Genomic DNA, 23,947 nt, shown 5'->3' on the forward strand with positions numbered 1-23,947 from the left:
GGTCGGGGTCTCAGCTGTTCAACCAGGCGAAGGGGTCGGTGTCGCCGGCGACGTACTCCAAGCCGATCGGTCCGTCGTAACCGCCCTGCTGGGCGGCACTGATCCAGTCCTGGAGGGGGAGATCGCCGGTGCCCGGTGCCCCGCGACCCGGTGCGTCGGCGATCTGGATGTGCCCGAACTCGTGGGCGTGCTCGGCGACGACCTTTGCGACGTCGTCACCGTTGACGGCGAGGTGGTAGAAGTCGGCGAGCAACCGCAGGTTGTCCGCGCCGACCGCATCGATGACGGCCAGTGCGTCGGCCGCGGTCTTCAGCGGGTAACGGTCGGCTCCGGACACCGGCTCCAGCAGGACGGTGCCGCCGAATGCCGCGACCGCCTTGGCGGCATACGCGAGGTTCTCGCGCGCGGCGCCCGACTCGGCCGCCGCGTCGGCACCCTCGGTGTGCAACCCGTAGAGCGCGTTGAAGTGCTTGCAGCCCAGGCGCTGGGCGATGTCGACGACGAGCTCGACGTTGGCGCGGAACTCGTCCTGCCGGCCGGGGTTGTTCACGACGCCGCGGTCACCGGCGGGCATGTCGCCGGCGAAGAAGTTGAGGCCGGTCAGCTGCACACCTGCCTGCTCGATCGCGCCCACGAAACCCTCGACCTCGCTCTTCTCGGGCACCGCGGTCGTCCACGGCCACCAGAACTCGACCGCGTCGAAACCGGCCGCACGCGCGGCCGCGGGACGCTCGAGGATCGGGAGGTCGGTCAGCAGGATGGAAGCGTTGACGGCGTAGCGGGTCATCCGGGTCAGTCCCTCGATCGTAGGTATTCCGAATTGCGGAATATAAATGTTGTATGGCGAAAGTGTGCCAAGCTTGAGGGGCTCCCGTCAAGGGGGTCCACGGGCCGACCCGGATCGGCAGCGGTATGCCGCCGGTGCGGCATACTTCGTCGCAGTTGCAGCGGGGCGGGCACCGATGCCCGCCAGATTGGAGAGTTCTCATGACCCACACCAGCCCCGGCTATTCGGTGACCCTGCGCGTCGGCCTCGACCGTGGCAAGCGCACCGCGACGGATCTGGCGTCCGCGGTCGCCGCAACCGGGGCGACGGTCACTGCGCTCGACGTCACCGAGTCGACCCCCGAGGGTCTGGTCGTCGACGTCACCTGCGACACGGCGGACGAGGACCACGCCGCTCGCATCCGCGAATCACTCGTGGCCGCAGGCGGTTACGACGTGCGCAAGGTCAGCGACCGGACGTTCCTGATGCACCTGGGCGGGAAGCTGTCGGTCGAGCCCAAGGTGGAGTTGCGCACGCGCGACGACCTGTCACGTGCGTACACGCCGGGTGTCGCCCGGGTCTGCCTGGCGATCGCGGCGAACAAGGACGACGCGCGCCGGCTGACGGTGAAGCGCAACACGGTTGCCGTGGTGACCGACGGCACGGCGGTGCTGGGTCTCGGCGACATCGGTCCGGAGGCAGCCCTGCCGGTGATGGAGGGCAAGGCGGCGTTGTTCAAGCAGTTCGCGAACGTCGACGCCTGGCCGGTCTGCCTGGACACCAAGGACACCGAGGAGATCATCTCCATCGTCAAGGCGCTCGCGCCGGTCTACGGCGGGGTCAACCTGGAGGACATCGCCGCGCCGCGCTGCTTCGAGATCGAGCGACGACTGCGCGACGAGCTCGACATACCCGTCTTCCACGACGATCAGCACGGCACCGCGATCGTCGTGCTCGCTGCGCTGATCAACGCGCTGCGGGTGGTCGAGAAGAAGATCGAGGACGTGCGCATCGTGATCTCCGGCGTCGGTGCCGCCGGGCACGCGATCATCCAGCTGCTCTCCGCCCAAGGGGCTTCCGACATCGTGGCGGCCGGGCGGTCCGGCGCCATCCACTCCGGCGAGACCTACCACGACGAGCACCGGCAGTGGATCGCCGAGAACACCAACCCACGGTCGTTGACCGGATCACTGTCCGAGGTCCTCGCCGACGCGGATGTCTTCATCGGTGTCTCCGGTCCGAACATCCTGGGCGAGCAGGACATCGCGAAGATGGCCGATGGCGCGATCGTCTTCGCCCTTGCCAACCCCGACCCCGAGGTGCCGCCGGCCGAGGCCGCCAAGCACGCCGCGGTGGTGGCCACCGGGCGCAGTGACTTCCCCAACCAGATCAACAACGTGCTGGCGTTCCCCGGGCTCTTCCGCGGTCTGCTGGATGCGTCGGCCAACCAGATCAGCACCGAGCTGCTCGTCGCGGCCGCGCGGGCCATCGCCGACTCGGTGACGGCCGACGAGTTGAACGCGAGCTACATCGTGCCGAGTGTGTTCGACTCGCACGTCGCGCCCGCGGTGGCCGAGGCGGTGCGGCACACGGTGGAGCAGCAGCGCAGCTGACGCGCGTGCTCCCCGGGCGGTTCAGCGGGCCAGCAGCTCCGCGACGGCCCGGGCGGTCGGCACGCTGTCCCCGAACGTCCAGATCGCCCGGCGCGCGCCGTCCAGGGGTTCGTCACCGCGCGCGTAGCCGAGGACGACCACGAGCGCATCCGGATTGGCCGCCAACGCTTTTCGGCGTTGTTCGTCCTCGACGACGTCGTGACCGGGTGAGCCGGTCACGATGACGTCCGCGACCGGGAGGTCGTCGCGTGCGATGAGGTCGTCCCGGTCGGCATGCCCCTCGACGGCGGCAGGCAGCGCGAACGCCGGGGTGATCGTCGAACCCGGGTGTGCTTCCACGATCGCCTGCACGGTCGTCGCTGGGAGCGCACCGGCGGCGACATTGCGCAGGCGGCGGACGTCCAGCAGTTGCAACGGTCCGTGCGGTAGCGTCACCGCGCCGCGGCGGGCGAGCGCGCGCCGGGCAACGGAACGGTCCGCGCTGGTGCCGGCGGCAACCGACGTCGGTTGCGCGCGTCGCCAGGCGCGGAGCGCGTCGATGCGCTCGGCCGCTTCCTCCAGCCGGTCGACCGGCAGTCGGTGATCCTGCACCGCGTGCAGCAGCGCGTCATACGCCTCGGTGAAGACGCGCAGATCCTTGTCCGGGCGATCGGCGCCCAGGACGGGGTTGCCCAGACCGAGGACGTCCGCGCCGGCGAGCAGCGCCTGGACACAACCCTCGCCGAGCCCGATCGTGTCGCGGATCGCGCCCATGTCGAGTGCATCGCTGATGATCACACCGTCGAAACCGAGGTCGCGGCGCAGCACGGACAGCACCGTCGGGCTGATGGTCGCCGGCCGCCGCGGGTCGATCGCCGGGACGATCACGTGGGCGGTCATGACCGCACGGACCCCGCTGGAGACGATCGCTGCGAACGGGGCGAGTTCGCGCTCCCGCATGACCTCCAGAGAGGCGTCGACCCGGGGCACCCCGACATGCGAATCCACTGCGGTGTCACCGTGACCGGGGAAGTGCTTGGCGGTGGCCGCAACGCCGACGGACTGCAGGCCCGCGGCGTACGCAACGGCATGACGTGCAACCAGCGGCGCAGTGGCGCCGAACGAGCGAACTCCGATCACCGGGTTGTCCGGATTGCTGTTGACGTCCACGACCGGTGCCAGGTCGACATCGATGCCCGAGGCGCGCAGATCGGCACCGATCGCCCCGCCGACCTCGCGGGTCGCCGCCACGTCGTCGGCCCGGCCGAGCGCGGCCGCGCCGACATGCTGGGAGCCGTCGCGGGCACCCAACCGGCTGACGATGCCGCCCTCCTCGTCGGTCGCGATGAGCACCTCGCCGGCGTCGTGCAGCCGGTCCGACAGCCCGCGCGTGGTCGCGACGTCACCGATGTTGTGGCTGAAGTAGACGACGCCGCCGAGACCGCGCTCGACGGCGGCGGTCAGCCAGTCCGGCGGGCGCTGCGAGCCGGCGAAGCCCGGTTGCAGGACGGTGTGGATCAGTCGGCCGACGGTCGGATCCGCACTCGTGCGGTGGCCCGGTGCGGCGCTCATCGGGCCGTGCCCGGTGCGAGATCTACTCCGACACGACGACGGGTGGGAACGGAAAGCATCACGCCCGGAAGATTATCCGCTTCGATGGTCGGATGATGACGATCGATGAGGACTCGGCTGTACCGCCATACCAACAGATCTGCGACCAGATCGTCGCACGGATCGAGCGAGGCGAGCTGGCGGTCGGCGCGCGACTGCCGTCGGTGCGCGGGCTCGCCGCCGAGTTGGGCGTGGCCCCGGGCACGGTGGCCAAGGCGTACACCCAACTGGAGACCGCCGGTGTCGTCGAGGCGAAGGGGCGCGCGGGGACCCAGGTGGCGGCCGGCCGCGATTCGACCAGGGCACTGGCCGCCACCGCGGCGGCTGAATTCGCAGCGCGGGTGCACCGGTTGGGGCTCGGCACGGACGAACTGGTGCGCATGGTGCGTGCGGCGCTGGACAAGCTCTGACCGAGCCCGACGGTGTGTGCGACATCACCCCTCGGCGAGTGGCGGCGTCGGCTCACGGCGACGTAAAATTTCGATAACGAAATATTCGTTACTGAAGCCCTCGTCAAGGAGACACCAGCATGACCTCGCTCGCCCGCACCATCCGCAACCACCGTGAGTCCGCTCGCAGCCGGCGGGAGCTGATGCGGGCGATCAACAACGCCACGACTCCTGGCGCGCGTGACGACCTGATCATGGCCATGCAGCGGCAGAGCAACCGCTGACACCAACGCTCGAGGTGCCGCTCGACGCGGACCTCACTTCAGGTCCCTGGAGCTGAGCTCCAGCAGGCGGCGGGCGACGACGAGCAGCTGGATCTGCTGGGTGCCCTCGAAGATGTCCAGGATCTTGGCGTCGCGAGCCCACTTCTCCAGCAGCTCGGTCTCCGCGTAACCCGTTGCGCCGCAAAGCTGGACGCAGGTGAGCGCGATGTCCACGCAGGTGCGCCCGGCCTTCGCCTTGGCCATTGACGCCTGCATCGAGTTGGGCCTGCCGTTGTCGGCCATCCACGCTGCCCGCAGCGTCAGCAGGTATGCCGCCTCGTAGTCCGCCTCCATCTGCAGCAGCCGGGCCGCGGCGTACGACTGAGTGGTGGTCGGTGCGCCCGGGTCGGCGGTGACACCGGCCCGCCCCAGCAGTTCGGTGGTCAGGTCCAGGCTCGCCCGCGCCAGACCGACCGCCATCGCGGCGACCAGGGGGCGCGTGTTGTCGAAGGTCTGCATCGCGCCGCCGAAACCGCCCTCGATGCGGATCTCGGGATCGCCGAGCAGGTCCTCGGCGGGGACCCGGCAGTCGACCACGGTGAACGCGGCGGTGTCGGACGCCCGGATGCCGAGCTTGTGCTCCAAGCGTTCCAGCCTCAACCCTGGGTTGTCGCGACGGACGACGAACGACTTGATCGCGCGCTTGCCGAGCGACCGGTCGAGCGTCGCCCAGACGACCACCAACTCGGCGCGCTCCCCGCTGGTGACGAAGATCTTCTCCCCGTTGAGCACGTAGTGATCGCCGTCCTTGACGGCAGTCGTACGGATGGCACCCGAGTCGGACCCGGTGTCCGGCTCGGTGATCGCCATCGCCGCCCACTTGCTGCCGTAGCGAGCCTTCTGCTCGTCGGTGGCGACCGCCGCGATGGCCGCGTTGCCGAGGCCCTGGCGGGGGAGGGACAGGGTCAGACCGACATCGCCGCGGCAGGTCTGCATGATCGACAGCACCGACGACAGGTTGGAACCGTTGACGTTGCCGCTCTTGCGCCGCTTCGCGCGCGAGCCGGCGCCGACGCCGGCCGGCTCGCCGGATCCGCCACTCGTGGTGCGGGCCCCGGCGCCCTGGGACGCGCCGGAGTCGGACAGCCCGTCGATGACTGCCGACATCAGGTCGAGTTCGTGGGGGTATTCGTGTTCTGCGAGGTCGTACTTGCGGCTGATCGGCCGGAAGACCTGGTCCGCCAGGCCGGCCGCCTGACGTACCAGCGGAACGAACTTCTTCGGAACCTCGAGATCGATCATGGGTGGAATCCTTTGAGCTGAGCAGGCTTTCGGAGGAGAACGGGGTCCCCGCAAAGTATTCGGGGGAGCGGAGCGGAGGAGAAACTTTGTGGGGTGTTCATACGAGCAGCACGCCTTCCATCAGACCCGCGCCCCGCAGGTCGCGATACCAGCGTTCGTTGTCGAACTCCTTCACGAAGCCATGTCCACCGAGCAGCTGCACACCCTCGGATCCGATCTGGGCGCAGTGCCGTTCGGTGAGCGACCTGGCGTGGGCGATCTGCGCGGTGGCGTCGAGGCCACGGTCCAGGAGGGCCGCGGCTCGCCATACGACCAGACGGAGACCGTCGAGCTCGATGGCGATGTTCGCGACAGTGAACGCAACGGCCTGCCGATGGGCGATCGGCTCCCCGAACGCCTTGCGCTCCTTGGTGTATGCCGTCACCTGGTCCAGCACCGCCTGCGAGGTGCCGACCGCTGCGGCAGCCCAGGCCAGGCGGGCGCGTGCGACGGCATCGGCGTGGTCGGCGGCGCTGCCCAGCAGGTTCGTTGCCGGCACGCGCACACCGTCCAGGTGCACCGAGCCGGTGTGCGGCGCTCGCAGGCCCATCGCCGGGTCGTCCGAGACGGTGACGCCCTGGCTCGAGGGCGGAACGATCACCAGTCGTGCGTCCCCGTCGAGCAGAGCCGACACGATGAAGAGGTCGGCGCCGGCCGCGCCCGGAACCAGCGACTTGGTGCCGTGCAGCACGAGCTCCGCTCCCTCACGTCGGGCGCGCGTCTGCGGCTGCGCTGGGTCGAAGAGCGGCTGGGGTTCCATCACGGCCAGTGCACCGGTCGCGGGGTCGTGTTCATCGGTGAAGGCGGCCAGGTAGGTCGCCTGCTGCGCTGAATCGCCATAGTTGACGAGGCAGTTCGCGACAGCGGCAGAGGACATGACGGCGACCGCGAGGCCCATGTCACCACGCGCGAGTTCTTCCAGCACCAGGACACTCGTGACGGCTGAGGCCTCCTCGGCGACGCCACCGAGCTCGGTGGGAACGCCGAGCAGCGCCATACCCATCTGTGATGACTGCTCGCGGACCTGGTCCGGAACCTCCCGGTCGGTGTCCGCCTGGGCGGCGGCGGGCCGAAGCACCTCGTCGGCCAGCTCTCGGGCGGCCTCGCGGATCATCTGCTGGTCGTCGGTCGGCGTCAGGTCGAACTCGTGACGTGGTCTCGCGGGCCTGCTGCGCGTCGGATCGCCCGAGCCGGTCCGCGCGGTGAACATCCGCCCCGCGGCGACCTGGGCCCGGAAGCCCTGGCGTGCGCCGCGGTAGAGGACCTTCTCGACCTTGGCTCGCAGCGCAGGGTTCTTCATCGCCTCGAGACCTCCGGCCCGGGTGATCAGGCGCATACCGAAGGACTGGCCGCGATCGGCCAGGCTCGGCTTGGCGTGCGGGTGGCTCATGACTGCCTTCCGTCGGATCGGGACGCCGACGGGGTGTCCGTCGGGCGAGCACTATTACCGTAACTTACGGTACCGGAAACAAAGAGTATCGGGTATCGGGTGTCGGGTACCTGATTCAAGATCGCCGAGAGGCCCAGGAACTATCGACAGGCCCACTTAATCGCTACTTCCTGGGCGGATGTAGTGCCGAGTTTCTGGGCCTGTCGAGAGTTTGTGAGCCCGTCGCTGGAGGGGATGCGGGGTGCAGGAGAGAAGGTCGGCGCGCGGGGCGGGGTTGCGGGTGGACGAAGAGGCGTGGTCGGCCCCGGAAGGTGTCAGGAGTATGCCGCTCGGGTGGTGTGTGCCGCCCAGGTGTATGCCGCCCAGGTGGTGTGTGCCGCTCAGGTGTATGCCGCGCGTACGGCGTCCGCGACAACCTCGAACCGGTCGCGGGGCAGGACCGCGCCCTCGCGGCGGATGGCCTCCTCCGACAGGCGGATCACGCGATTGACGCGGACCTCGCTGGGCCGGTGCCGGGGATCCCAGTCACCGGTGCCGATGTCGCACCAGAGCCGGCCCTCGTGCCGCTCCTGCGCGGCGTCGCGGTCGTGGTCCTTGCTGGTCAGCATCAGCCCGAGCAACCACGGGCCGTCCCGGCCGACGAGCAGCACCGGCCGATCCTTGCCCTGCGCGTGGTCCTCCTCGAAAGGCACCCAGCCCCAGACGATTTCGCCCGGGTCGGGACGACCGTCGGGTTTGGGGGAGTAGTCCAGCGGCGGGATGCCGGTGAAGTCGCCCGGGTAGTCGGAGGCGGGATGTTGCGGCAACCGGTGGGACTCCGCCTCCCGGTGACCGGTGCGGCGTCGGCCGCCCCGGTCGCCGGAACGCAGTGAACCGCGCACCGCGTCGGTGAACCGGCGTGTCGCCGCAGCAAACCGCGAATTCATGATCCGAGCAACTCCTCCACCGGTAGGCCGCGGATCGACGCGTCAAGCACCACGGCCGTGTGTGCCATCGGGATCGGTGTGCCGAGCCGCTCGAGTGCGGTGGCAATCTGCATCAGACACCCCGGGTTCGCGGTCACGATCAGGTCGGCACCGGTCGCCAGGATGTTGCGGGCCTTGGCCTCGCCGAGCTCCGCGGCCGTCTGCGGATGCAGGATGTTGTAGACCCCCGCCGAGCCGCAGCAGATGGCCGCGTCCGCGATCTCGACGAGCTCGACACCCGGGATCTCCCGCAGCAACTGCCGCGGCTGGGACCGGACACCCTGTGCATGTCCGAGGTGGCAGGCGTCGTGATAGGCGATCCGGATCGGCAACGGGTGGCGCTCGGCGACGGTGCCCAACTCGACCAGCACCTCGCTGAGGTCGCGCACCCTGCCGGCGAAACTGGTCGCCGAATCCGTTGTGGTCTGGTCGTTCTCGCCCGAGAACAGTTCGCCGTAGTCCTTCATCGCGCTCCCGCAGCCGGCCGCGTTCGTCACGATCGCATCCACCGCGGTGTCGAAGGTCGCCATCGTCGACCGTGCGAAACGCTGCGCCTCCGGCTCGCGACCCGAGTGGCTGGACAGCGCCCCACAGCACCCCTGCCCGGGAGGTATGACGACCCGGCATCCTTCTGCCGCCAGGACGCGCGCGGTGGCGGCGTTGACGCCGGAGAAGAAGACGTCCTGGACACATCCGGTCAGCATCGACACGACGGCCCGCTGCTCGCCGACGGCGGGCACCTGGTCCGGCACCTGCTCCGGTCTCCCGAGCGACGGTGTGAGTCGCTCCATCGCGGCGAGCCCGGGGAGGAACCGGTCGAGCAGTCCGGTCCGCCGCAGCGCGCGATCCAGCCGCAGCCGCTGGGACAGCCGCAACGGGCCGCGCAGCTTGCGCAGCCGCCCCGGGTAGGGGAAGAGGTTGAAAATGGTTGCCCGCAGTGCCTTCTCGGACTTCGAGCGCTCATGGTGGCGCTCGACCTGGGCGCGTGTCTGCTCCAGGAGCCGGTCGTACTGCACGCCGCTGGGGCATGCGGTCACGCACGCCATACACCCCAGGCAGGCGTCGAAGTGCTCCACCATCTGATCGGTCATCGGGCTGCCCTCCAGGCCCGCCTGCATCAGGTGGATGCGGCCGCGGGGGGAGTCCATCTCCTCGCCCCACAGCTGGTAGGTCGGGCAGGTTGGCAGGCAGAAGCCGCAGTGCACGCAGTCGGCGATCAGCTCCTGCGACGGTGGATTGTGGGTGTCGAAAGCGCCTGGCATCAGATGTCTCCCACGAATCGTCCGGGTGCGAGCTGCTGCCCGGGATCGAACTCCTGCTTGAGGCGCTGCATGACCGGCAGCCCGTTGACCGGCCCCCACACGTCCACGTTGCGGCGGATCTCCAGTGGCGCTGTCAGCACGACGACCGCACCGCCCTGTCGGCCGGCCCGCGCCCGCAGGTCCTGCACCATCCGGTCGAGATCGTCGACTCCGGTCGACGCCGGTACTCCGGCATACAGCACCCCGCTGCCGGCTGCGCCCCGCACGTGCAGCCCGAGATCGTGTGCTGCGGAGGCCAGTTCGGCGACTGCACCCAGCCGACTGGTGAGCTTCAGCAGGGTTTCGGAGCCATCCGTGGCGGCCGGCAGGTGCCACGGCCAGTCGAGTGCATCGTCCACCGCGGCCGGGACGCCGAACTCGGCACGTGCGGCCTCGATGCGGGCCGGCACGCCGTCGGTGGTGCCTTCGAGCAGCATCGCCACGGTGATCGATCCCTCTGTCGGCCAGTCGATCTCGAGCGCAGACGGTGCAAGCTGGGTGTCGCACAGCCGTGCCAGCAGTTGTTCGAGATCGGCAGCCTCGACGGTCGTGGACACCCATGCCCCCTGTGCGGGGATCGGGTGCAGCCGGAAGGTGGCCTCGGTGACGACCGCCAGTGTGCCGAGTGAGCCGACCATGAGCTTGCCCAGGTCGTAGCCGGCGACGTTCTTGACCACCTTGCCGCCGGAGTGCGCGACCGTGCCCTCGGCGAGCACCACTGTCGCGCCGATCAACAGGTCGCGAGCGGTACCGGTGTGCAGCCTGCGGGGGCCGCTGGTGTTGGTGGCGATCAGCCCGCCGACGGTGCTGCCCGGGACCGGTTCGTCGATGCCGAGCCGTTGTGAGCTGCCGCGCACCGCGTCCTGGAGCGCCGCGAGCGGCATACCGGCCTCGACCCGGACGATCAGGTCTCCCGGCTGGTGTTCGAGCAGGCGGCCGCAGCCGCTCAGGTCGAGCAGCAGGTCGGGCGCCACACCCACTCCGCCGAAGGTGAGCTTCGAGCCGTGGCCGCGCACCACCACGACGGCGCCCCGCGAATGTGCTTCGCGCAGAACGGTTGCCACCTGCCCGGTGCCGACCGGCCGGGCGACGCAGCCGGGGATGTGGTCGTCGACGGCGTCGTCCGCCGCTCCCGCGCGCACCTGCACCTCACGGTCCTGCAGCGCCGACAACAGGTCCATCGGGTCAGAACACCTCACCGAGGCCGGCCGCCTGCACCGGGTGGGCGGCCGACCGCTTGCCAGGGACCTCGCCGCACAGCCGGGGGGTCGGGAAGACCTTGCCCGGGTTGGAGATGCCGGTCGGGTCGAACGCGCACCGCACCCGCTGCATGGTGTCGAGGTCCTGCGCACTGAACATCTTCGGCATGTGCTTGGCCTTGTCCGCGCCGACGCCGTGCTCGCCGGTGATCGAGCCGCCGTGCGCCAGGCACAGGTCGAGTATGGCGCCGGACGTCTCCTCCGCCGCATCGGCCTGCCCGGGGACCCGCTCATCGAAGAGCACCAAGGGGTGCAGATTGCCGTCACCCGCGTGGAAGACGTTCGCGACCCGGACCCCGCGTTCCTTCGCCAGGGCGGTCATGGACCGCAGCACTTCGGGCAGCGCGGTGCGCGGGATGACGCCGTCCTGCACGATGTAGTCCGGACTGATCCGGCCGACCGCCGCGAAGGCTGACTTGCGTCCACGCCAAATAGACTGTCGTTCCTCGTCATCGGCCGCGATGCGGATCTCGAACGCACCGGCGTCACGACAGTGCTGTTCCGCTGCGGCGAGCTCGACGGCGACCTCGTGCGACGGGCCGTCGAGCTCGACCACCAGGACCGCGCCGGCGCCGGCCGGGTAGTTGCAGGCGACGGCTGCCTCGGCTGCCTCGATCGCCAGCGCATCCATCATCTCGATGGCGGCGGGCACGATGCCGGCGCCGATGATCGCCGAGACCGCCGCGCCCGCCGAGTCGGTGTCCGAGAAGCCGGCGAGGAACGTCTCGACGGCTGCGGGGGTCCGGGTGAGCCGGACCGTCACCTGCGTTGCGATGCCGAGGGTGCCCTCGGACCCGACGAACGCGCCGAGCACGTCATACCCGGGAGCATCCGGTGCGACCGTGCCGAGCTGAGTGCGCTCGCCGTCGGGCAGCACCACGTCCGCGGCGAGCACGTGCGTGGTGGTGAAGCCGTACTTCAGGCAGTGCGCGCCGCCGGAGTTCTCCGCGACGTTGCCCCCGATGCTGCAGACCTGCTGGCTGGACGGGTCCGGCGCGAAGTAGTAGCCCTCGGGGCGGGTGCGTGCCGACACGTTGAGGTTGATAACGCCCGGGTCGACGACGGCACGCTGATCGCGAGCGGAAACGCTTGTGATCTCACGGAATCCGCTCATCACGATGAGCACTCCGTCGGCGTGGGGGAGTGCGCCTCCCGACAGCCCGGTGCCCGACCCACGTGCCACGAACGGCACACCGTGCTCGGCACACGTCCGCACCGTCAGCTGCACGTCGCGTGCATCCCGCGCCAGCACGACCAGTGCCGGTGTCACCCGGTAGTGCAGCAGGCCGTCGCAGTCATAGGTCGCCAGCTGCGTCGGGTCGTCGATCACCCGGTCGGACGCGAGCACCGACCGCAGTTGTGCTGTCACAGCTGCGATCGGTGCATCGGTGTGCGTCATACGACTCAGGGCATGCGCTCGTAGGCAGGCAGGGTGAGGAAGTCTGCGTAGTCGTCGGCGACGGCCACCTCCAGGAAGGTCGCCTTGGCGTCGTCGTAGTCGCTCGGCTGGCCCGGCAGACCGGCGATGACGTCGTCGACGAGTCCGAGCACCATCTCCTTGGTCACGGTCTCGCCGGTGTCGGCGAGCTTGACGTCGTTCTGGATCTGCTGCCAGATCTGCGAGCGGCTGATCTCGGCCGTCGCGGCGTCCTCCATCAGGTTGTAGATGCCGACCGCACCACGGCCCTCCAGCCACGACTTGAGGTATTGCAGTGCCACGTCGATGTTGCTGCGCAGACCCTCGGAGGTCACGTCGCCGGGCGTCGACTTCACGTCGAGCAGCTGCGCCGCCTTGACGTCCGCGTCCGGCACGTTGTCGATCTGGTTGGGCTTGTCACCGAGGACGCCGGTGAAGACGTCCTTGCAGGTGTCGACCATCGCCGGGTGCGCGACCCACGAGCCGTCGAAGCCGTCACCGGCTTCGCGCGACTTGTCCGCGGTGACCTTCTCGTATGCCGCCTTGTTGACCGACTCGTCCTTGCTCGGGATGAACGCCGCCATCCCACCGATCGCGGATGCGCCGCGACGGTGGCAGGTGTTGACCAGCAGCTGGGTGTAGGCGCGCATGAACGGAACCGTCATCGTCACCGAATTGCGATCCGGCACGGTGTAATCCGCGCCCCGCGTGCGGTAGGTCTTGATCACCGAGAAGAGGTAGTCCCAGCGGCCGGCGTTGAGGCCGGAGGAGTGGTCGCGCAGCTCGTAGAGGATCTCCTCCATCTCGAACGCGGCCGGCAGGGTCTCGATCAGGCAGGTCGCCCGGATCGTGCCCTGCGGGATGCCGAGCCGGTCCTGGGCGATCTTGAACGCGTCGTTCCAGAGCCGGGCCTCCTTGTGGCTCTCCATCTTCGGCAGATAGAAGTAGGGGCCCTTGCCGCGGTCGAGCTGCTTCTGGGCGCACGCGACGAAGTAGAGCGCGAAGTCGACGAGACCCCCGGAGGTCTCCTCGCCGTCGACCAGGATGTGCTTCTCCGGCAGGTGCCAGCCACGGGGGCGCACGATGATGGTGGGCTGCTGCTCCGGCGGGACGAGCTTGTACTCCTTGCCCTCCTCGCTGGTGAAGTCGATGGTGCCGTCGAGCGCGTCCTTGAGATTGAGCGGACCTTCGACGACGTTCTCCCACAACGGGGTGTTGGCGTCCTCCTGGTCGGCCAGCCACGCCTTCGCGCCCGAGTTGAGCGCGTTGATGGTCATCTTGCGGTCGGTCGGGCCGGTCATCTCGACGCGCCGGTCCTCCAGACCGGGGGCGAGCGGCGCTACCTTCCAGTCCGGGTCCTCGCGGACCGCGCGGGTCTCCTCCAGGAAGTCCAGGTCCTTGCCGGCCGCGACATCGGCGACGCGTTGCTTGCGTGCTTCCAGTGCCTCCAGGCGGCGAGCGTTCAGTGCGCGGTGCAGTTCGGCGACGAGCGCCAGGGCGGGCGAGCTGAGAATCTCGTCATAGCGCGGTTTGATCGGACCCGTGACTGTCACGCCGGCTGGAAGATCGGCGATGTTCGAGTCGGGCATTTAAGCAACCTCCACAATGGATGTAATTTTCGTATGGTGGAATCTCTGGCTCACTGAGCGGAATTATAGCGTGCCCGCGTGCTTCGATCATTTCGGCCCTCGGGCAACTGCGCAAGGGGCCGTCGCGAGCCGGTGCGTCGAACTTCAGGCACGGAACCTGGCTAGTCTTGAAAGAACACGTCATGCACGGATGAGGGGGTCCCATGAGTCACGCAGGAGCAACCCCGGCGGCCTGCCAGCCGGCGCATCAGCATGCGGTGCCCATCCCCGGAGTTGATGGTCCGGATATCGCGGCACTTCAGCGCGTCGCCTCGGCCGGTGCGGGTTCTATCGTCGTGCGCCCCCTGCGTCTCTTCTCAGCGGCTGCTGATCCCGCTCGCGGTTGATCTGTTCCCTTCTTCTCTGCGGGGTCGAGCGCCGCCCTGGGTAGGCCACGAGGGGCGAGCGGACGTATCGAGCAGCGCGGGCAACATCACGATCTCGCTGACATAATTCGAAAAAATATTCGAGTATATCTGTGTACTTCCTGAACGTCACCCGATAGAATCATGACAACGAAAGCACCCAGGGGACAGGGGGACTCGACCACCATGGCCATCGATTCACCCCTGCGCATCCCCGACCGACCGGATCCGGTGGAACCGGATACGAGTTGCTGGGATGGGCCCGATCCCGCCCGGCGGCCGGTGCCGGGCCTGGGGCCACGGTTGGCCGAGCAGGTGAGGGCCGTGGCCGGCGCGCTGGACCAGTTACCTCGCGTGTTCGACCAGCTCGGTCAGGGCCAACTCACCGACCTGGTCAGTGTGTTGCTGGGTGTGCAGGAGCGGGCCGGGCAGGTGGCCACGCTGGCGACGGCGAACGCGTGCGAACGGGGTGTGGTGGATGCCTCGGACGCGGCCAACACCACCGGGTGGGTGCGCGCCCGGGCGCAGGCCGCCGGCACCAGTATCGAACCCTCGGCCGCGTCCACGGTGTCGGTGGTGGCCGAGGCGTGCCGGGACCGGCGCAACCACGTCATCGCGGCCGCGGTCCGGGACGGGTCCTGCACGCTGGCCACCGCCCGGACGGCGTTGCGGCAGACCGCGAAAGTCGCCGAGGTGTTGCCGACCGCGGCCCGCGAAGACATCCAGGCGTGGTTCCTGCAACTGGACCCGGCGCTGGGGTCCCGGGGCGTGACGGAGCTGACCCGGCGGATCATCGCCAACTACGCCGCGGACAAACTCTCCGGGGAGGACGCGCACCTGGAAAAGGTCGAGTCGTTGACCTGGCGGACCCTGCCGACCGGGATGATCCGGTTGATCGCGGATCTGTGCCCGGCCAACGCGGCGATCCTGAAGCAGGCCGTCAACGCGTTGTCCGCACCCCATCCCGCCCAAACCAAGGACACCAGCACCACCGAGACCACGGGCGGGCGAGCCACCAGCCAGGAAAGCGACCCCACCGGCGCCACCGACCCCGTGTCTGTGATCAACTTTCTGTAGGCCGTTTTGGCGGGGTTTTCCTGCCGAGGTAGTGGCTGGTTTCCTGCCAAAAGAGCGCTAAGAATCCGGCCACTGGACTGCTGGACGCGGTAGTCGGTTCGGTCCTTTTGATTCCCCTTGCTGGTGACCGCTGCCTGGCGTGCACCACCGACCTCCATAGGTTTCCTTCATTGTTCCCGGTGTGACGGGTGATGCGTGGAGGAGCCGGAAAGTAGATGACGATCAGCATGTCCGTTCAAGAAGAGATCCGCCGGTTGGACTCCGAGGGAGTCCCGGCCCGTCAAATCGCCCGGGACCTGGGTATCAGTCGCGACTCGGTGACGAAATACGCTGACATCAGTGACTATTCGCCCCGGCCCGCGACACCGGTACGCCGCCCGGGGGCGTCGGTGTTGACCGGGTACATCGACGTGATCGAGGGTTGGTTGGCCGATGATGCGCGCCGTCCGCGTAAGCAACGCCACACTGCCCGGCGGATCTTCGACCGCCTCGTTGCCGAACACGGGTACGCCGGGTCGTACTCGCCGGTGCAACGGTATGTGAAGGCGTACCAGCAGGACCGCCGCGGCGCCGGGGACGGGTATGCCGAACTGTCCTGGCCTGCTGGGACCGCGCAGGTCGACTTCGGCCAGGCGAACGCGGTCATCGCCGGCGTGCTGCAGGTGCTGCACGTGCTGGTGGTCACGTTCCCGTTCTCCAACATGCGTTTCGCGCAGGCCTACGCCGGGGAAACCGCCGAGTGCGTGTGCCACGGGCTACGCACCATCTTCGAACACGCCGGCGGCGCGCCTCGGCAACTGGTCTTCGACAACGCGACCGGCATCGGCCGCCGGGTCGGCGCGCAGGTGGTCGAGTCGAAGTTGTTCGCCGCGTTCAAACTGCACTACCGGTGCACCGCACGATATTGCAACCCGTACTCCGGCAACGAGAAAGGCAACGTGGAAAACGCGGTCGGGTTCCTGCGCCGCAACTTGATGGTCCCCGAACCGGTCGCCGCGACCCTGACCGGGCTCAACCAGGTGTTGCTGGCCCAGTGCGACCAGCTGGGCGCCGGCGTCCACTACCGCAAAGGCGTCCCGATCGGTGACCTGTTCACCGACGACGTGACCGCATGCCTGGCGCTGCCGACGGCCGGGTTCGACCCCGTCCGGTACGAAACCCGGGTCGCGGACAAGACAGGCAACCTGCTCATCGACGCCAACACGTACGCCGCCGGGACAGCGTTCGGAGGACGGAAAGTGACCGTCGGGATCCGCCACGACCGCGTCGAGATCCTCGACGAACACGCCCGCCCCGTGGTGACCTTGCCCCGCGCGTTCGGACACCAAGCCGACACCGTGTTCGACCCGATCAGCCTGCTACCGGTGCTGATTGCCAAACCCGGCGCCTGGACCCACTCCCCGGCCCGAGCCACCGTCACCGACCCCGTGCGCGACTGGCTCGATACCGCGGACACCACCGACCGGCGGCAACTACTGGCCGCGTTGCACGCGGCCGGCACCGCCGCGGGGTACCAGCACGCCATCACCGCCGCCGACACCCTCATCCGCGCCGGTGACGACCCCGGCACCGCCGCGATCGGGATGCTCGCCCGCCGCCTGGCCACCGGCACCGAACCAGCCGCCAGCACCGTCGACCTGCACGTCTACGACACCCTGACCACCGGCCAGCACAACCACGGCGACCAACCCGACGTCGAGCACGACGACCAGCAGCACGACCAGCACAGCGGGGTGTGCGCGTGAGTACCGCCAGTGTGCAAGAGGTCATCGACGCCGGCCGCCGCGCCTCCTTGACCTCCGCCGTGCTGGAACACTGGGCGACCAAGGGCACCCCGAAGCAACGCGAGTACCTGCTCGGGCTACTACAGGCCGAGCACGACTCCCGGCAAGAATCCCGCCGGCAACGCCTGCTCAAAGCCGCCAAACTCCCCGCCCGTAAAACCCTGGACGGCTACGACTGGTCCGCGATCAGCTTCCCCGCCGACTACGGCCGCACCCAACTGACCAGCCTGGACTTCCTCGGCCGCGCCGAAGACCTAATCCTGTTCGGCGACGTCGGCACCGGCAAAACCCACCTGGCCACCGCCCTAGCAGCCGCGGCCTGTCAGGCCGGGATCCCGGCCCGCTACTTCACCACCAGCTCCCTGGTCATGCAGCTACGCCACGCCAAAGACACCGGCAGGCTGGACCACCAACTGGCCGCCCTGGCCCGCAACCAACTCCTGGTGATCGATGAGCTCGGCTACCTACCCATCGACACCGATGGTGCCCGGCTGCTCTTCCAAGTCATCGCCGGCGCCTACGAACAACGCTCCCTGATCATCACCACGAACCTCGAATTCTCCCGCTGGGGAAGCGTATTCGGCGACGACAACATCGCCGCCGCGATCATCGACCGCCTCGTCCACCACGGCCGACTCCTGCAATTCCGCGGCGAGTCCTACCGCGTCAACCACGCCCTCATGAAATAACCACCCACCAAGAACAGCCACACAGCTCACCCGGCCGGAAACCCCGCCACCCTGGCCGGAAAATTAGCGCTCAAACGGCCGACAACCAGTTGACAAAACACACCCCGCCGACGCCACCGGCGCCGCCGCCGGTGGTGCCGACGCCGGTGGTGCCGTGGGCGACAGTGGGCCCGGGCCCACCCACGACGCGGACACCACCACCGGTGACCTCCAGGACACCACCGGTGACACCGGTGACGCCGGTGACACCGGTGGCACGACCAGTCACGCCGGTGCCGCGTTCGGCCTGCACCCCGATGTCCAGCACGACGACTGCGACGGTGACCTCGATGGAACGGCCTCCGGCGCCACCAGCACGGGCGGCACCAGCACGGGCGCCGTGCCCGGGCGGGTGCGGGATGAGCGGACCCCGGGGAAACGGCGGGTGGACGCGCTGATGGATCTGGTCGCTGCGGGCGCCAAGACGGTGTGCGGGGACGGGATGGGCATCGGTGCGGGTGCCGCCGTGTTGGTCACGATGGACCTGCACCGGCTCCTGGCCGACTTGGACGGTGCGGTCACCGTCGGCGGGGAGATCCTGGACGCGGGGACCGCCCGCCGGTTGGCGTGTGATGCGGACCTGATCCCGATGGTGCTCGGCACCAAGAGTCAACCCTTGGATGTGGGGCGTGAGAAACGGTTGGCCACCAAAGGGATGCGGGCCGCCGTGGTCCACCGGGACATGGGATGCACGTTCCCCACCTGCGACCGGCCACCAGGATTCTGCGAGATCCACCACATCCTGCCTTGGTGGGCCGGCGGTGACACCGCGTTGGACAACTCTGCCATGCTGTGCCGGCGACATCACCAGATCGTGCACCGCCACGGCTACTACGCCACCATCACCGCCGACGGGGTGCACTGGGACCTGACCGAGGGCGCCATGCCCGGCTGGCGTGCCGACAAAGTCGCCTGATCACCGGGTGCGCGGGACCTCGATCACGGTCTCGCCTAGCGGCTCGACCTACTCGGCCACCGCGGGTGTGTGCGGGACCTCGATCACGGTCTCGCCTAGCGGCTCGACCTACTCGGCCACCGCGGGTGTGTGCGGGACCTCGATCACGGTCTCGCCTCACGGCTCGACCTACTCGGCCACCGCGGGTGTGTGCGGGACCTCGATCACGGTCTCGCCTAACGGCTCGACCTACTCGGCCACCGCTGAAATCTACGCCGCTGAAGTGGCCAGCACTGGTGTGTGTGCGGGGCACCGGGCTGCGGAGTCTCGATACGGCTCGCCCTTGCGGGCTCGCGTACTCGACCCGCAAGGGGGCTCGCAGACTCGACCTGCGAGGGCCTCCTGGACGGGCTCGGGCACCACCCGTCCCGATAGCCGTTCGACATACCCACATGACAGCGGCGGGCGTTCCACGACAACCGCCCGCACAAGCGTCCGGAGAAGGCGCCCTGCCCGGGCACATTTCTCGGCCCCAAACCCGGATGGAGCCGACCGGCTGCTGTGAGCGTTCGACGCACCGAGGGGTGAGTCCGGTCACGTTCACTGGACGCTACTAGCAAGTAGCCACCGATCCGGGGAACGCTGGTGAGGTGAGCGAGACCCCGACAGCCGCACCGGCGCACGACACGACGGGTGTCGCGCTGCCCGCGAGCCGCACCCGACTGGCGCTCATCGCCCTCGCGCTCGGCGGATTCGCCATCGGCACCACCGAATTCGTCACGATGGGCCTGCTGCCGCAGATCGCCGACGGTGTGCACATCAGCATCCCGGTCGCCGGACACGTCGTCTCGGCATACGCACTCGGAGTGGTCGTCGGCGCACCGCTCGTGGCGACGATCGCGGCCCGGAGGCCGCGCAAGACGGTGCTGCTCTGGCTGATGGTGGCGTTCGCCGTGGGCAACCTGGCGTCGGCGCTGGCTCCCAACTACCCGGCGCTGATGGTCGCGCGCTTCGTCAGCGGCCTGCCGCACGGAGCCTTCTTCGGCATCGGGTCCGTGGTGGCCGCATCGCTCGTCCCGTGGCACCGGCGCACCTCCGCCGTCGCGATGATGCTGGCCGGCCTGACGGTCGCCAACGTCGTCGGCGTGCCCGTCGCGACACTGCTCGGCCAGCGCCTGGGTTGGCAGTGGCCGTACGTGCTGGTCACCCTGGTGGCGCTCGTCACGCTCCTCGCCGTGCTGGTCTGGGTCCCGGGCCGTCGCGTCGACGACGCCTCGTCGGCGCGCTCCGAGCTCAGCGCGCTGCGCCGGCCGCAGGTCTGGCTGACGCTGGGCGTCGGCACCGTCGGCTTCGGCGGGATGTTCGCGACGTTCTCCTACATCACGCCGACGATGACGCACCTGGCCGGCTTCGCCGACGGCGCCGTGCCGCTGATCCTGGTCGTGTATGGCGTGGGTATGACGGTCGGCACCATGCTCTCCGGGCGCGTCGCAGCGCACGGCATGCTGCGGGGTATGACGGCCGCGCTGGCGGCGATCGCGGTGCTGCTGGCGGTCTTCGGCGAGCTGGCCCAGCTGAAGGCGACTGCCGTGATCGGTGTCTTCCTGCTGGGAATGCTGCCGTCGGTGCTGGTCCCGCTGCTGCAGACCCGGCTGATGGATGTCGCCCGGGAGGGGCAGTCACTGGCGGCGGCGCTCAACCACTCGACGCTCAACATCGCCAACGCGCTCGGCGCCTGGCTGGGCAGCGTCGTCCTCTCCCACGGCCTCGGCTACGAGTGGCCGAGCCGGATCGGTGCCCTGCTCGCGGTCGGCGGTATCGGCATCGCCGCCGCCAGCGCCGTGCTGGCGCGTCGGGAGGCGGTGGCCGGCGCTTAGCGCCGCGCCATACACCCGAGCCTTTCGCCGGTTCGGTGGCCGAGGCGCTCACATGGGAGACTGTGACCAGTCACCCCGATCCTGCAATCCCGAAGGTAAGCCACGTTGTCACCCATGGCTCGCAAGGCGCTGCCGCCAGCCGCCACGCCGCCGGACCTGATCCGCAACTTCTGCATCATCGCCCACATCGACCACGGCAAGTCGACACTGGCCGACCGCATGCTGCAGATCACCGGCGTCGTCGACGAGCGCGCGATGCGGGCGCAGTACCTCGACCGGATGGACATCGAGCGCGAGCGCGGCATCACGATCAAGAGCCAGGCCGTCCGGATGCCGTGGGAGGCCGGCGGTACGACGTACTGCCTCAACATGATCGACACACCCGGCCACGTCGACTTCACCTATGAGGTGTCGCGCTCGCTGGCAGCGTGTGAGGGCGCGATCCTGCTGGTCGACGCGGCGCAGGGCATCGAGGCGCAGACCCTGGCGAACCTCTATCTGGCGATGGAGAACGACCTCACGATCATCCCGGTGCTCAACAAGATCGACCTGCCGGCGGCGCAGCCGGAGCGGTATGCCGAGGAGCTGTCCGGCCTGATCGGCTGCGAGCCGGACGAGGTGCTGCAGGTGTCCGGCAAGACCGGCGTCGGTGTCGAGGCGCTGCTGGACGAGATCGTCGGTCAGTTCCCGGCGCCCACCGGTGACGCCGACGCACCCGCCCGCGCGATGATCTTCGACTCGGTCTACGACACCTACCGCGGCGTGGTGACCTACGTGCGCGTCGTCGACGGGGCGCTGCACCCGCGCGAACGGATCCAGATGATGTCCACCGGCGCGCACCACGAGCTGCTCGAGATCGGTGTCATCTCGCCCGAGCCGGTGCCGGCCGACGGGCTCGGCGTCGGCGAGGTCGGCTATCTGATCACCGGGGTGAAGGACGTGCGCCAGTCGCGGGTCGGTGACACGGTCACCGCCGCTCGCGGTGGCGCGACCGAGCCGCTGGGCGGCTACCGCGACCCCAAGCCGATGGTCTTCTCCGGGCTGTATCCCATTGACGGCTCGGACTATCCGATCCTGCGCGACGCCCTCGACAAGCTGAAGCTGAACGACGCCGCGCTGGTCTACGAACCCGAGACGTCCGCCGCGCTGGGCTTCGGCTTCCGCGTCGGCTTCCTCGGCATGCTGCACCTGGAGATCGTTCGTGAGCGGCTGGAGCGGGAGTTCGACCTCGACCTGATCTCGACTCTACCGAGCGTGGTCTACGAGGTGACGCTGGACGACGGGCGAACCGTCACCGTCACCAACCCGAGCGAGTTCCCGGAGGGCAAGGTCGCCGCGATCACCGAGCCGGTCGTGCGGGGCACGATCCTCGCGCCCAGCGAATTCATCGGCGCCATCATGGAGTTGTGCCAGTCGCGCCGCGGCACGCTGCGCGGCATGGACTACCTGTCGCCGGAGCGCGTCGAGATGCGCTACACGCTGCCGCTGGCTGAGATCGTCTTCGACTTCTTCGACGCGCTGAAGTCCAAGACCCGCGGATACGCTTCTCTGGACTACGAACCCGACGGTGAGCAGGATGCCGACCTGGTCAAGGTCGACGTGCTGCTGCAGGGCGACAAGGTCGACGCGTTCTCCACGATCGTGCACCGCGAGAAGGCCTATTCGTACGGCGTGATGATGGCGACCAAGCTCAAGGAGCTCATTCCGCGTCAGCAGTTCGAGGTGCCGATCCAGGCCGCCATCGGCACGCGGGTCATCGCCCGGGAGACCATCCGCGCCATCCGCAAGGACGTGCTCGCCAAGTGCTACGGCGGCGACATCAGCCGCAAGCGCAAGCTGCTGGAGAAGCAGAAGGAAGGCAAGAAGCGGATGAAGATGGTCGGCTCCGTGGAGGTCCCGCAGGAGGCGTTCATCGCCGCGCTGTCGCAGGACTCCGGCGCGGAGAAGGCGAAGAAGTAAGTGTCGCAACCCGATCCACCGGTCCACCTGGCCCGGACCCGCTCCTTCACGCGCCGTAGCGGCCGGATGGTCGAGCGCCATCATCGCGCCCTCGCCGAGCACGGGCCGCATTACCTGCTCGATGTGCCGATGGTGGGCGAGGGCACGACGGTGGAGCCTTCCTTCGCGCTGAACGTCGCGGCTGCGTTCGGGCGGAGCGCGCCTCTCGTGGTGGAGATCGGCTCCGGGGGTGGCGACTGCGCCGTCCACGCTGCGGGGGAGCACCCGGACTGGAACTTCCTGGCCATCGAGGTGTGGGTGCCCGGCGTCGCGCAGACCGTCGCCAAGGCCGTGCATGAGGGCGTCGACAACGTCCGGCTGATCTGTGCCGACGCCGCGCAGGCGCTGCCGAGCATGCTCGGACCCGGGAGCGTGCGCGAGGTGTGGACCTTCTTCCCGGACCCGTGGCCGAAGCTGAAGCACCACAAGCGCCGCCTTGTGCAGCCGGACTTCGCCGGCAAGATCGCCGAACTGCTGGAACCCGAAGGCAATTGGCGGTTGGCGACCGACTGGGCGGGCTACGCCTGGCAGTTCCGTGACGTGGTGGAGGGCTGTTCCGGGCTGACCAATCCGTATGCCGGGCGCCTCGCGGATCCCGGTGACATCGACGTCGACCCGCGTGGTGATCACGGTGGTTTCGCGCCACGTTTCGAGGGCCGGGTGCAGACCCGGTTCGAGCGCAAGGGCCTGGCAGCCGGTCGGGTCGTGCGGGACGTCGTCGGCACCCGCCATGTTGACTCACGTCATCTCTAGCGCGGCTGGCATCAACGAGCGGTCTCAGTCATGGACGAAGCGTTTCCTACGCGGAGAGCTGTTCGATGCCGCATAGGCGTGGAAGCGACGAGGGCAGGTCAGTCGACGCTTTCCGGCGGGCTGGAGGATCCCAGCAGCTGGCGAGAGCAGTAGAGCGCCATCGCGTAGATCGTAAGCACCGGGTTGAACCCGCCGTTGGTCGGGTGTAGTGAACCGTCCATCACCCAGAGGTTATCGTGGCCGTGCACGCGACCCGAGGGATCGACGACCGACGTGCGCGGATCGGCCCCCATGCGCAGTGTTCCTGCCTGGTGCTGCCCGGCCGGCCAGAAGGCGGTCAGGGGTGAGCCCCAGATCTCGTGCGCGCCGCTGGCTTTCAACCACTCTTCCGCGCGCCCGCGATGAGCACTTGCCGCCTTGATCGTCTCGGGGTGCAGCGACTGGTGGATGTGCGCGACGGGCTGACCCACGCTGTCGGTAACCCCCTCCGCGAGGGTGACACGATTGTTGGCTGTTGGGATCTCCTGGACAGGCCCGAAGATGTGGCT

Annotated in this window: 20 protein-coding genes; 10 read left to right on the forward strand and 10 right to left on the reverse strand. The window is 68.8% G+C overall.

The window, feature by feature from the left end:
* Nucleotides 1–10 precede the first annotated feature (10 nt).
* Nucleotides 11–787, reverse strand: a complete 777-nt coding sequence (locus FHU39_RS04955; RefSeq protein ID WP_183319332.1) for a hydroxypyruvate isomerase family protein — start codon at nt 785–787, stop codon at nt 11–13.
* 200 nt (nt 788–987) lie between these two features.
* Here FHU39_RS04955 and FHU39_RS04960 point away from each other — a divergent pair, with 200 nt between their 5' ends.
* Nucleotides 988–2,379 carry an NAD-dependent malic enzyme gene (locus tag FHU39_RS04960; protein ID WP_183319333.1) on the forward strand — a complete coding sequence of 464 codons (1,392 nt, stop codon included), beginning with the start codon at nt 988–990 and terminating at the stop codon, nt 2,377–2,379.
* A 21-nt stretch (nt 2,380–2,400) separates the two neighbouring features.
* Here the strand turns inward: FHU39_RS04960 and FHU39_RS04965 are convergent, their stop codons facing one another.
* Nucleotides 2,401–3,930 (reverse strand): glycoside hydrolase family 3 protein, encoded by a 1,530-nt coding sequence (locus FHU39_RS04965; protein ID WP_183319334.1) that lies wholly within the window; start codon nt 3,928–3,930, stop codon nt 2,401–2,403.
* A 92-nt stretch (nt 3,931–4,022) separates the two neighbouring features.
* Between FHU39_RS04965 and FHU39_RS04970 the strand changes: the two genes are divergently transcribed.
* Complete coding sequence (locus FHU39_RS04970) at nt 4,023–4,379, forward strand: GntR family transcriptional regulator (protein WP_183319335.1); 357 nt, start codon at nt 4,023–4,025, stop codon at nt 4,377–4,379.
* Nucleotides 4,380–4,498: 119 nt separating this feature from the next.
* A complete protein-coding gene (locus tag FHU39_RS04975) occupies nt 4,499–4,642 on the forward strand; it encodes a hypothetical protein (RefSeq protein WP_183319336.1) in 144 nt (47 codons plus the stop codon).
* 33 nt (nt 4,643–4,675) lie between these two features.
* Here the strand turns inward: FHU39_RS04975 and FHU39_RS04980 are convergent, their stop codons facing one another.
* The 7 genes from FHU39_RS04980 to aceB form a co-directional block, all read right to left on the reverse strand.
* Nucleotides 4,676–5,923, reverse strand: coding sequence for an acyl-CoA dehydrogenase family protein (locus FHU39_RS04980; protein ID WP_183319337.1), 1,248 nt, complete (start codon nt 5,921–5,923; stop codon nt 4,676–4,678).
* Between the two features lie 97 nt (nt 5,924–6,020).
* A complete protein-coding gene (locus FHU39_RS04985; RefSeq protein ID WP_183319338.1) occupies nt 6,021–7,352 on the reverse strand; it encodes an acyl-CoA dehydrogenase family protein in 1,332 nt (443 codons plus the stop codon).
* Nucleotides 7,353–7,732: 380 nt separating this feature from the next.
* A complete protein-coding gene (locus FHU39_RS04990; RefSeq protein WP_183319339.1) occupies nt 7,733–8,278 on the reverse strand; it encodes a type II toxin-antitoxin system PemK/MazF family toxin in 546 nt (181 codons plus the stop codon).
* On the reverse strand, nt 8,275–9,579 hold the full coding sequence (locus FHU39_RS04995) for a (Fe-S)-binding protein (protein WP_183319340.1): 1,305 nt from the start codon (nt 9,577–9,579) through the stop codon (nt 8,275–8,277). The genes FHU39_RS04990 and FHU39_RS04995 overlap by 4 nt, the downstream gene beginning before the upstream one ends.
* A complete protein-coding gene (locus tag FHU39_RS05000) occupies nt 9,579–10,799 on the reverse strand; it encodes an FAD-binding oxidoreductase (protein ID WP_183319341.1) in 1,221 nt (406 codons plus the stop codon). Before FHU39_RS05000 ends, FHU39_RS04995 begins: the two co-directional genes overlap by 1 nt.
* Before the next feature lie 4 nt (nt 10,800–10,803).
* The gene (locus FHU39_RS05005) at nt 10,804–12,276 is read right to left on the reverse strand and encodes an FAD-linked oxidase C-terminal domain-containing protein (RefSeq protein ID WP_183319342.1); all 1,473 of its coding nucleotides are present in this window, start codon (nt 12,274–12,276) and stop codon (nt 10,804–10,806) included.
* A gap of 5 nt (nt 12,277–12,281) precedes the next feature.
* Nucleotides 12,282–13,883 (reverse strand): malate synthase A, encoded by a 1,602-nt coding sequence (gene aceB / locus FHU39_RS05010; RefSeq protein WP_183319343.1) that lies wholly within the window; start codon nt 13,881–13,883, stop codon nt 12,282–12,284.
* Between the two features lie 548 nt (nt 13,884–14,431).
* Here aceB and FHU39_RS05015 point away from each other — a divergent pair.
* The 7 genes from FHU39_RS05015 to trmB all read left to right on the forward strand — a co-directional run bounded on the left by FHU39_RS05015 (nt 14,432) and on the right by trmB (nt 23,399).
* Nucleotides 14,432–15,364, forward strand: coding sequence for a hypothetical protein (locus tag FHU39_RS05015; RefSeq protein WP_183319344.1), 933 nt, complete (start codon nt 14,432–14,434; stop codon nt 15,362–15,364).
* A gap of 227 nt (nt 15,365–15,591) precedes the next feature.
* Complete coding sequence (gene istA, locus FHU39_RS05020) at nt 15,592–17,109, forward strand: IS21 family transposase (protein WP_246336362.1); 1,518 nt, start codon at nt 15,592–15,594, stop codon at nt 17,107–17,109.
* On the forward strand, nt 17,106–17,837 hold the full coding sequence (gene istB / locus FHU39_RS05025) for an IS21-like element helper ATPase IstB (RefSeq protein ID WP_343065740.1): 732 nt from the start codon (nt 17,106–17,108) through the stop codon (nt 17,835–17,837). The genes istA and istB overlap by 4 nt, the downstream gene beginning before the upstream one ends.
* A gap of 154 nt (nt 17,838–17,991) precedes the next feature.
* Entirely contained in the window at nt 17,992–18,792 is an 801-nt protein-coding gene (locus FHU39_RS24045) for a DUF222 domain-containing protein (RefSeq protein WP_183319345.1), read from the forward strand.
* A 629-nt stretch (nt 18,793–19,421) separates the two neighbouring features.
* Nucleotides 19,422–20,648: an MFS transporter gene (locus FHU39_RS05035; RefSeq protein ID WP_183319346.1), complete on the forward strand. Its 1,227-nt coding sequence runs from the start codon at nt 19,422–19,424 to the stop codon at nt 20,646–20,648.
* A 114-nt stretch (nt 20,649–20,762) separates the two neighbouring features.
* Entirely contained in the window at nt 20,763–22,607 is a 1,845-nt protein-coding gene (gene lepA, locus FHU39_RS05040; RefSeq protein WP_183319347.1) for a translation elongation factor 4, read from the forward strand.
* A complete protein-coding gene (gene trmB / locus FHU39_RS05045) occupies nt 22,608–23,399 on the forward strand; it encodes a tRNA (guanosine(46)-N7)-methyltransferase TrmB (protein ID WP_343065741.1) in 792 nt (263 codons plus the stop codon).
* 98 nt (nt 23,400–23,497) lie between these two features.
* On the opposite strand, the gene FHU39_RS24050 is transcribed toward trmB, so the two are convergent.
* Nucleotides 23,498–23,941: a GMC oxidoreductase gene (locus FHU39_RS24050; protein WP_183320899.1), complete on the reverse strand. Its 444-nt coding sequence runs from the start codon at nt 23,939–23,941 to the stop codon at nt 23,498–23,500.
* Nucleotides 23,942–23,947 lie beyond the last annotated feature (6 nt).

It is taken from the genome of Flexivirga oryzae, from assembly GCF_014190805.1.
Lineage (GTDB): Bacteria > Actinomycetota > Actinomycetes > Actinomycetales > Dermatophilaceae > Flexivirga > Flexivirga oryzae.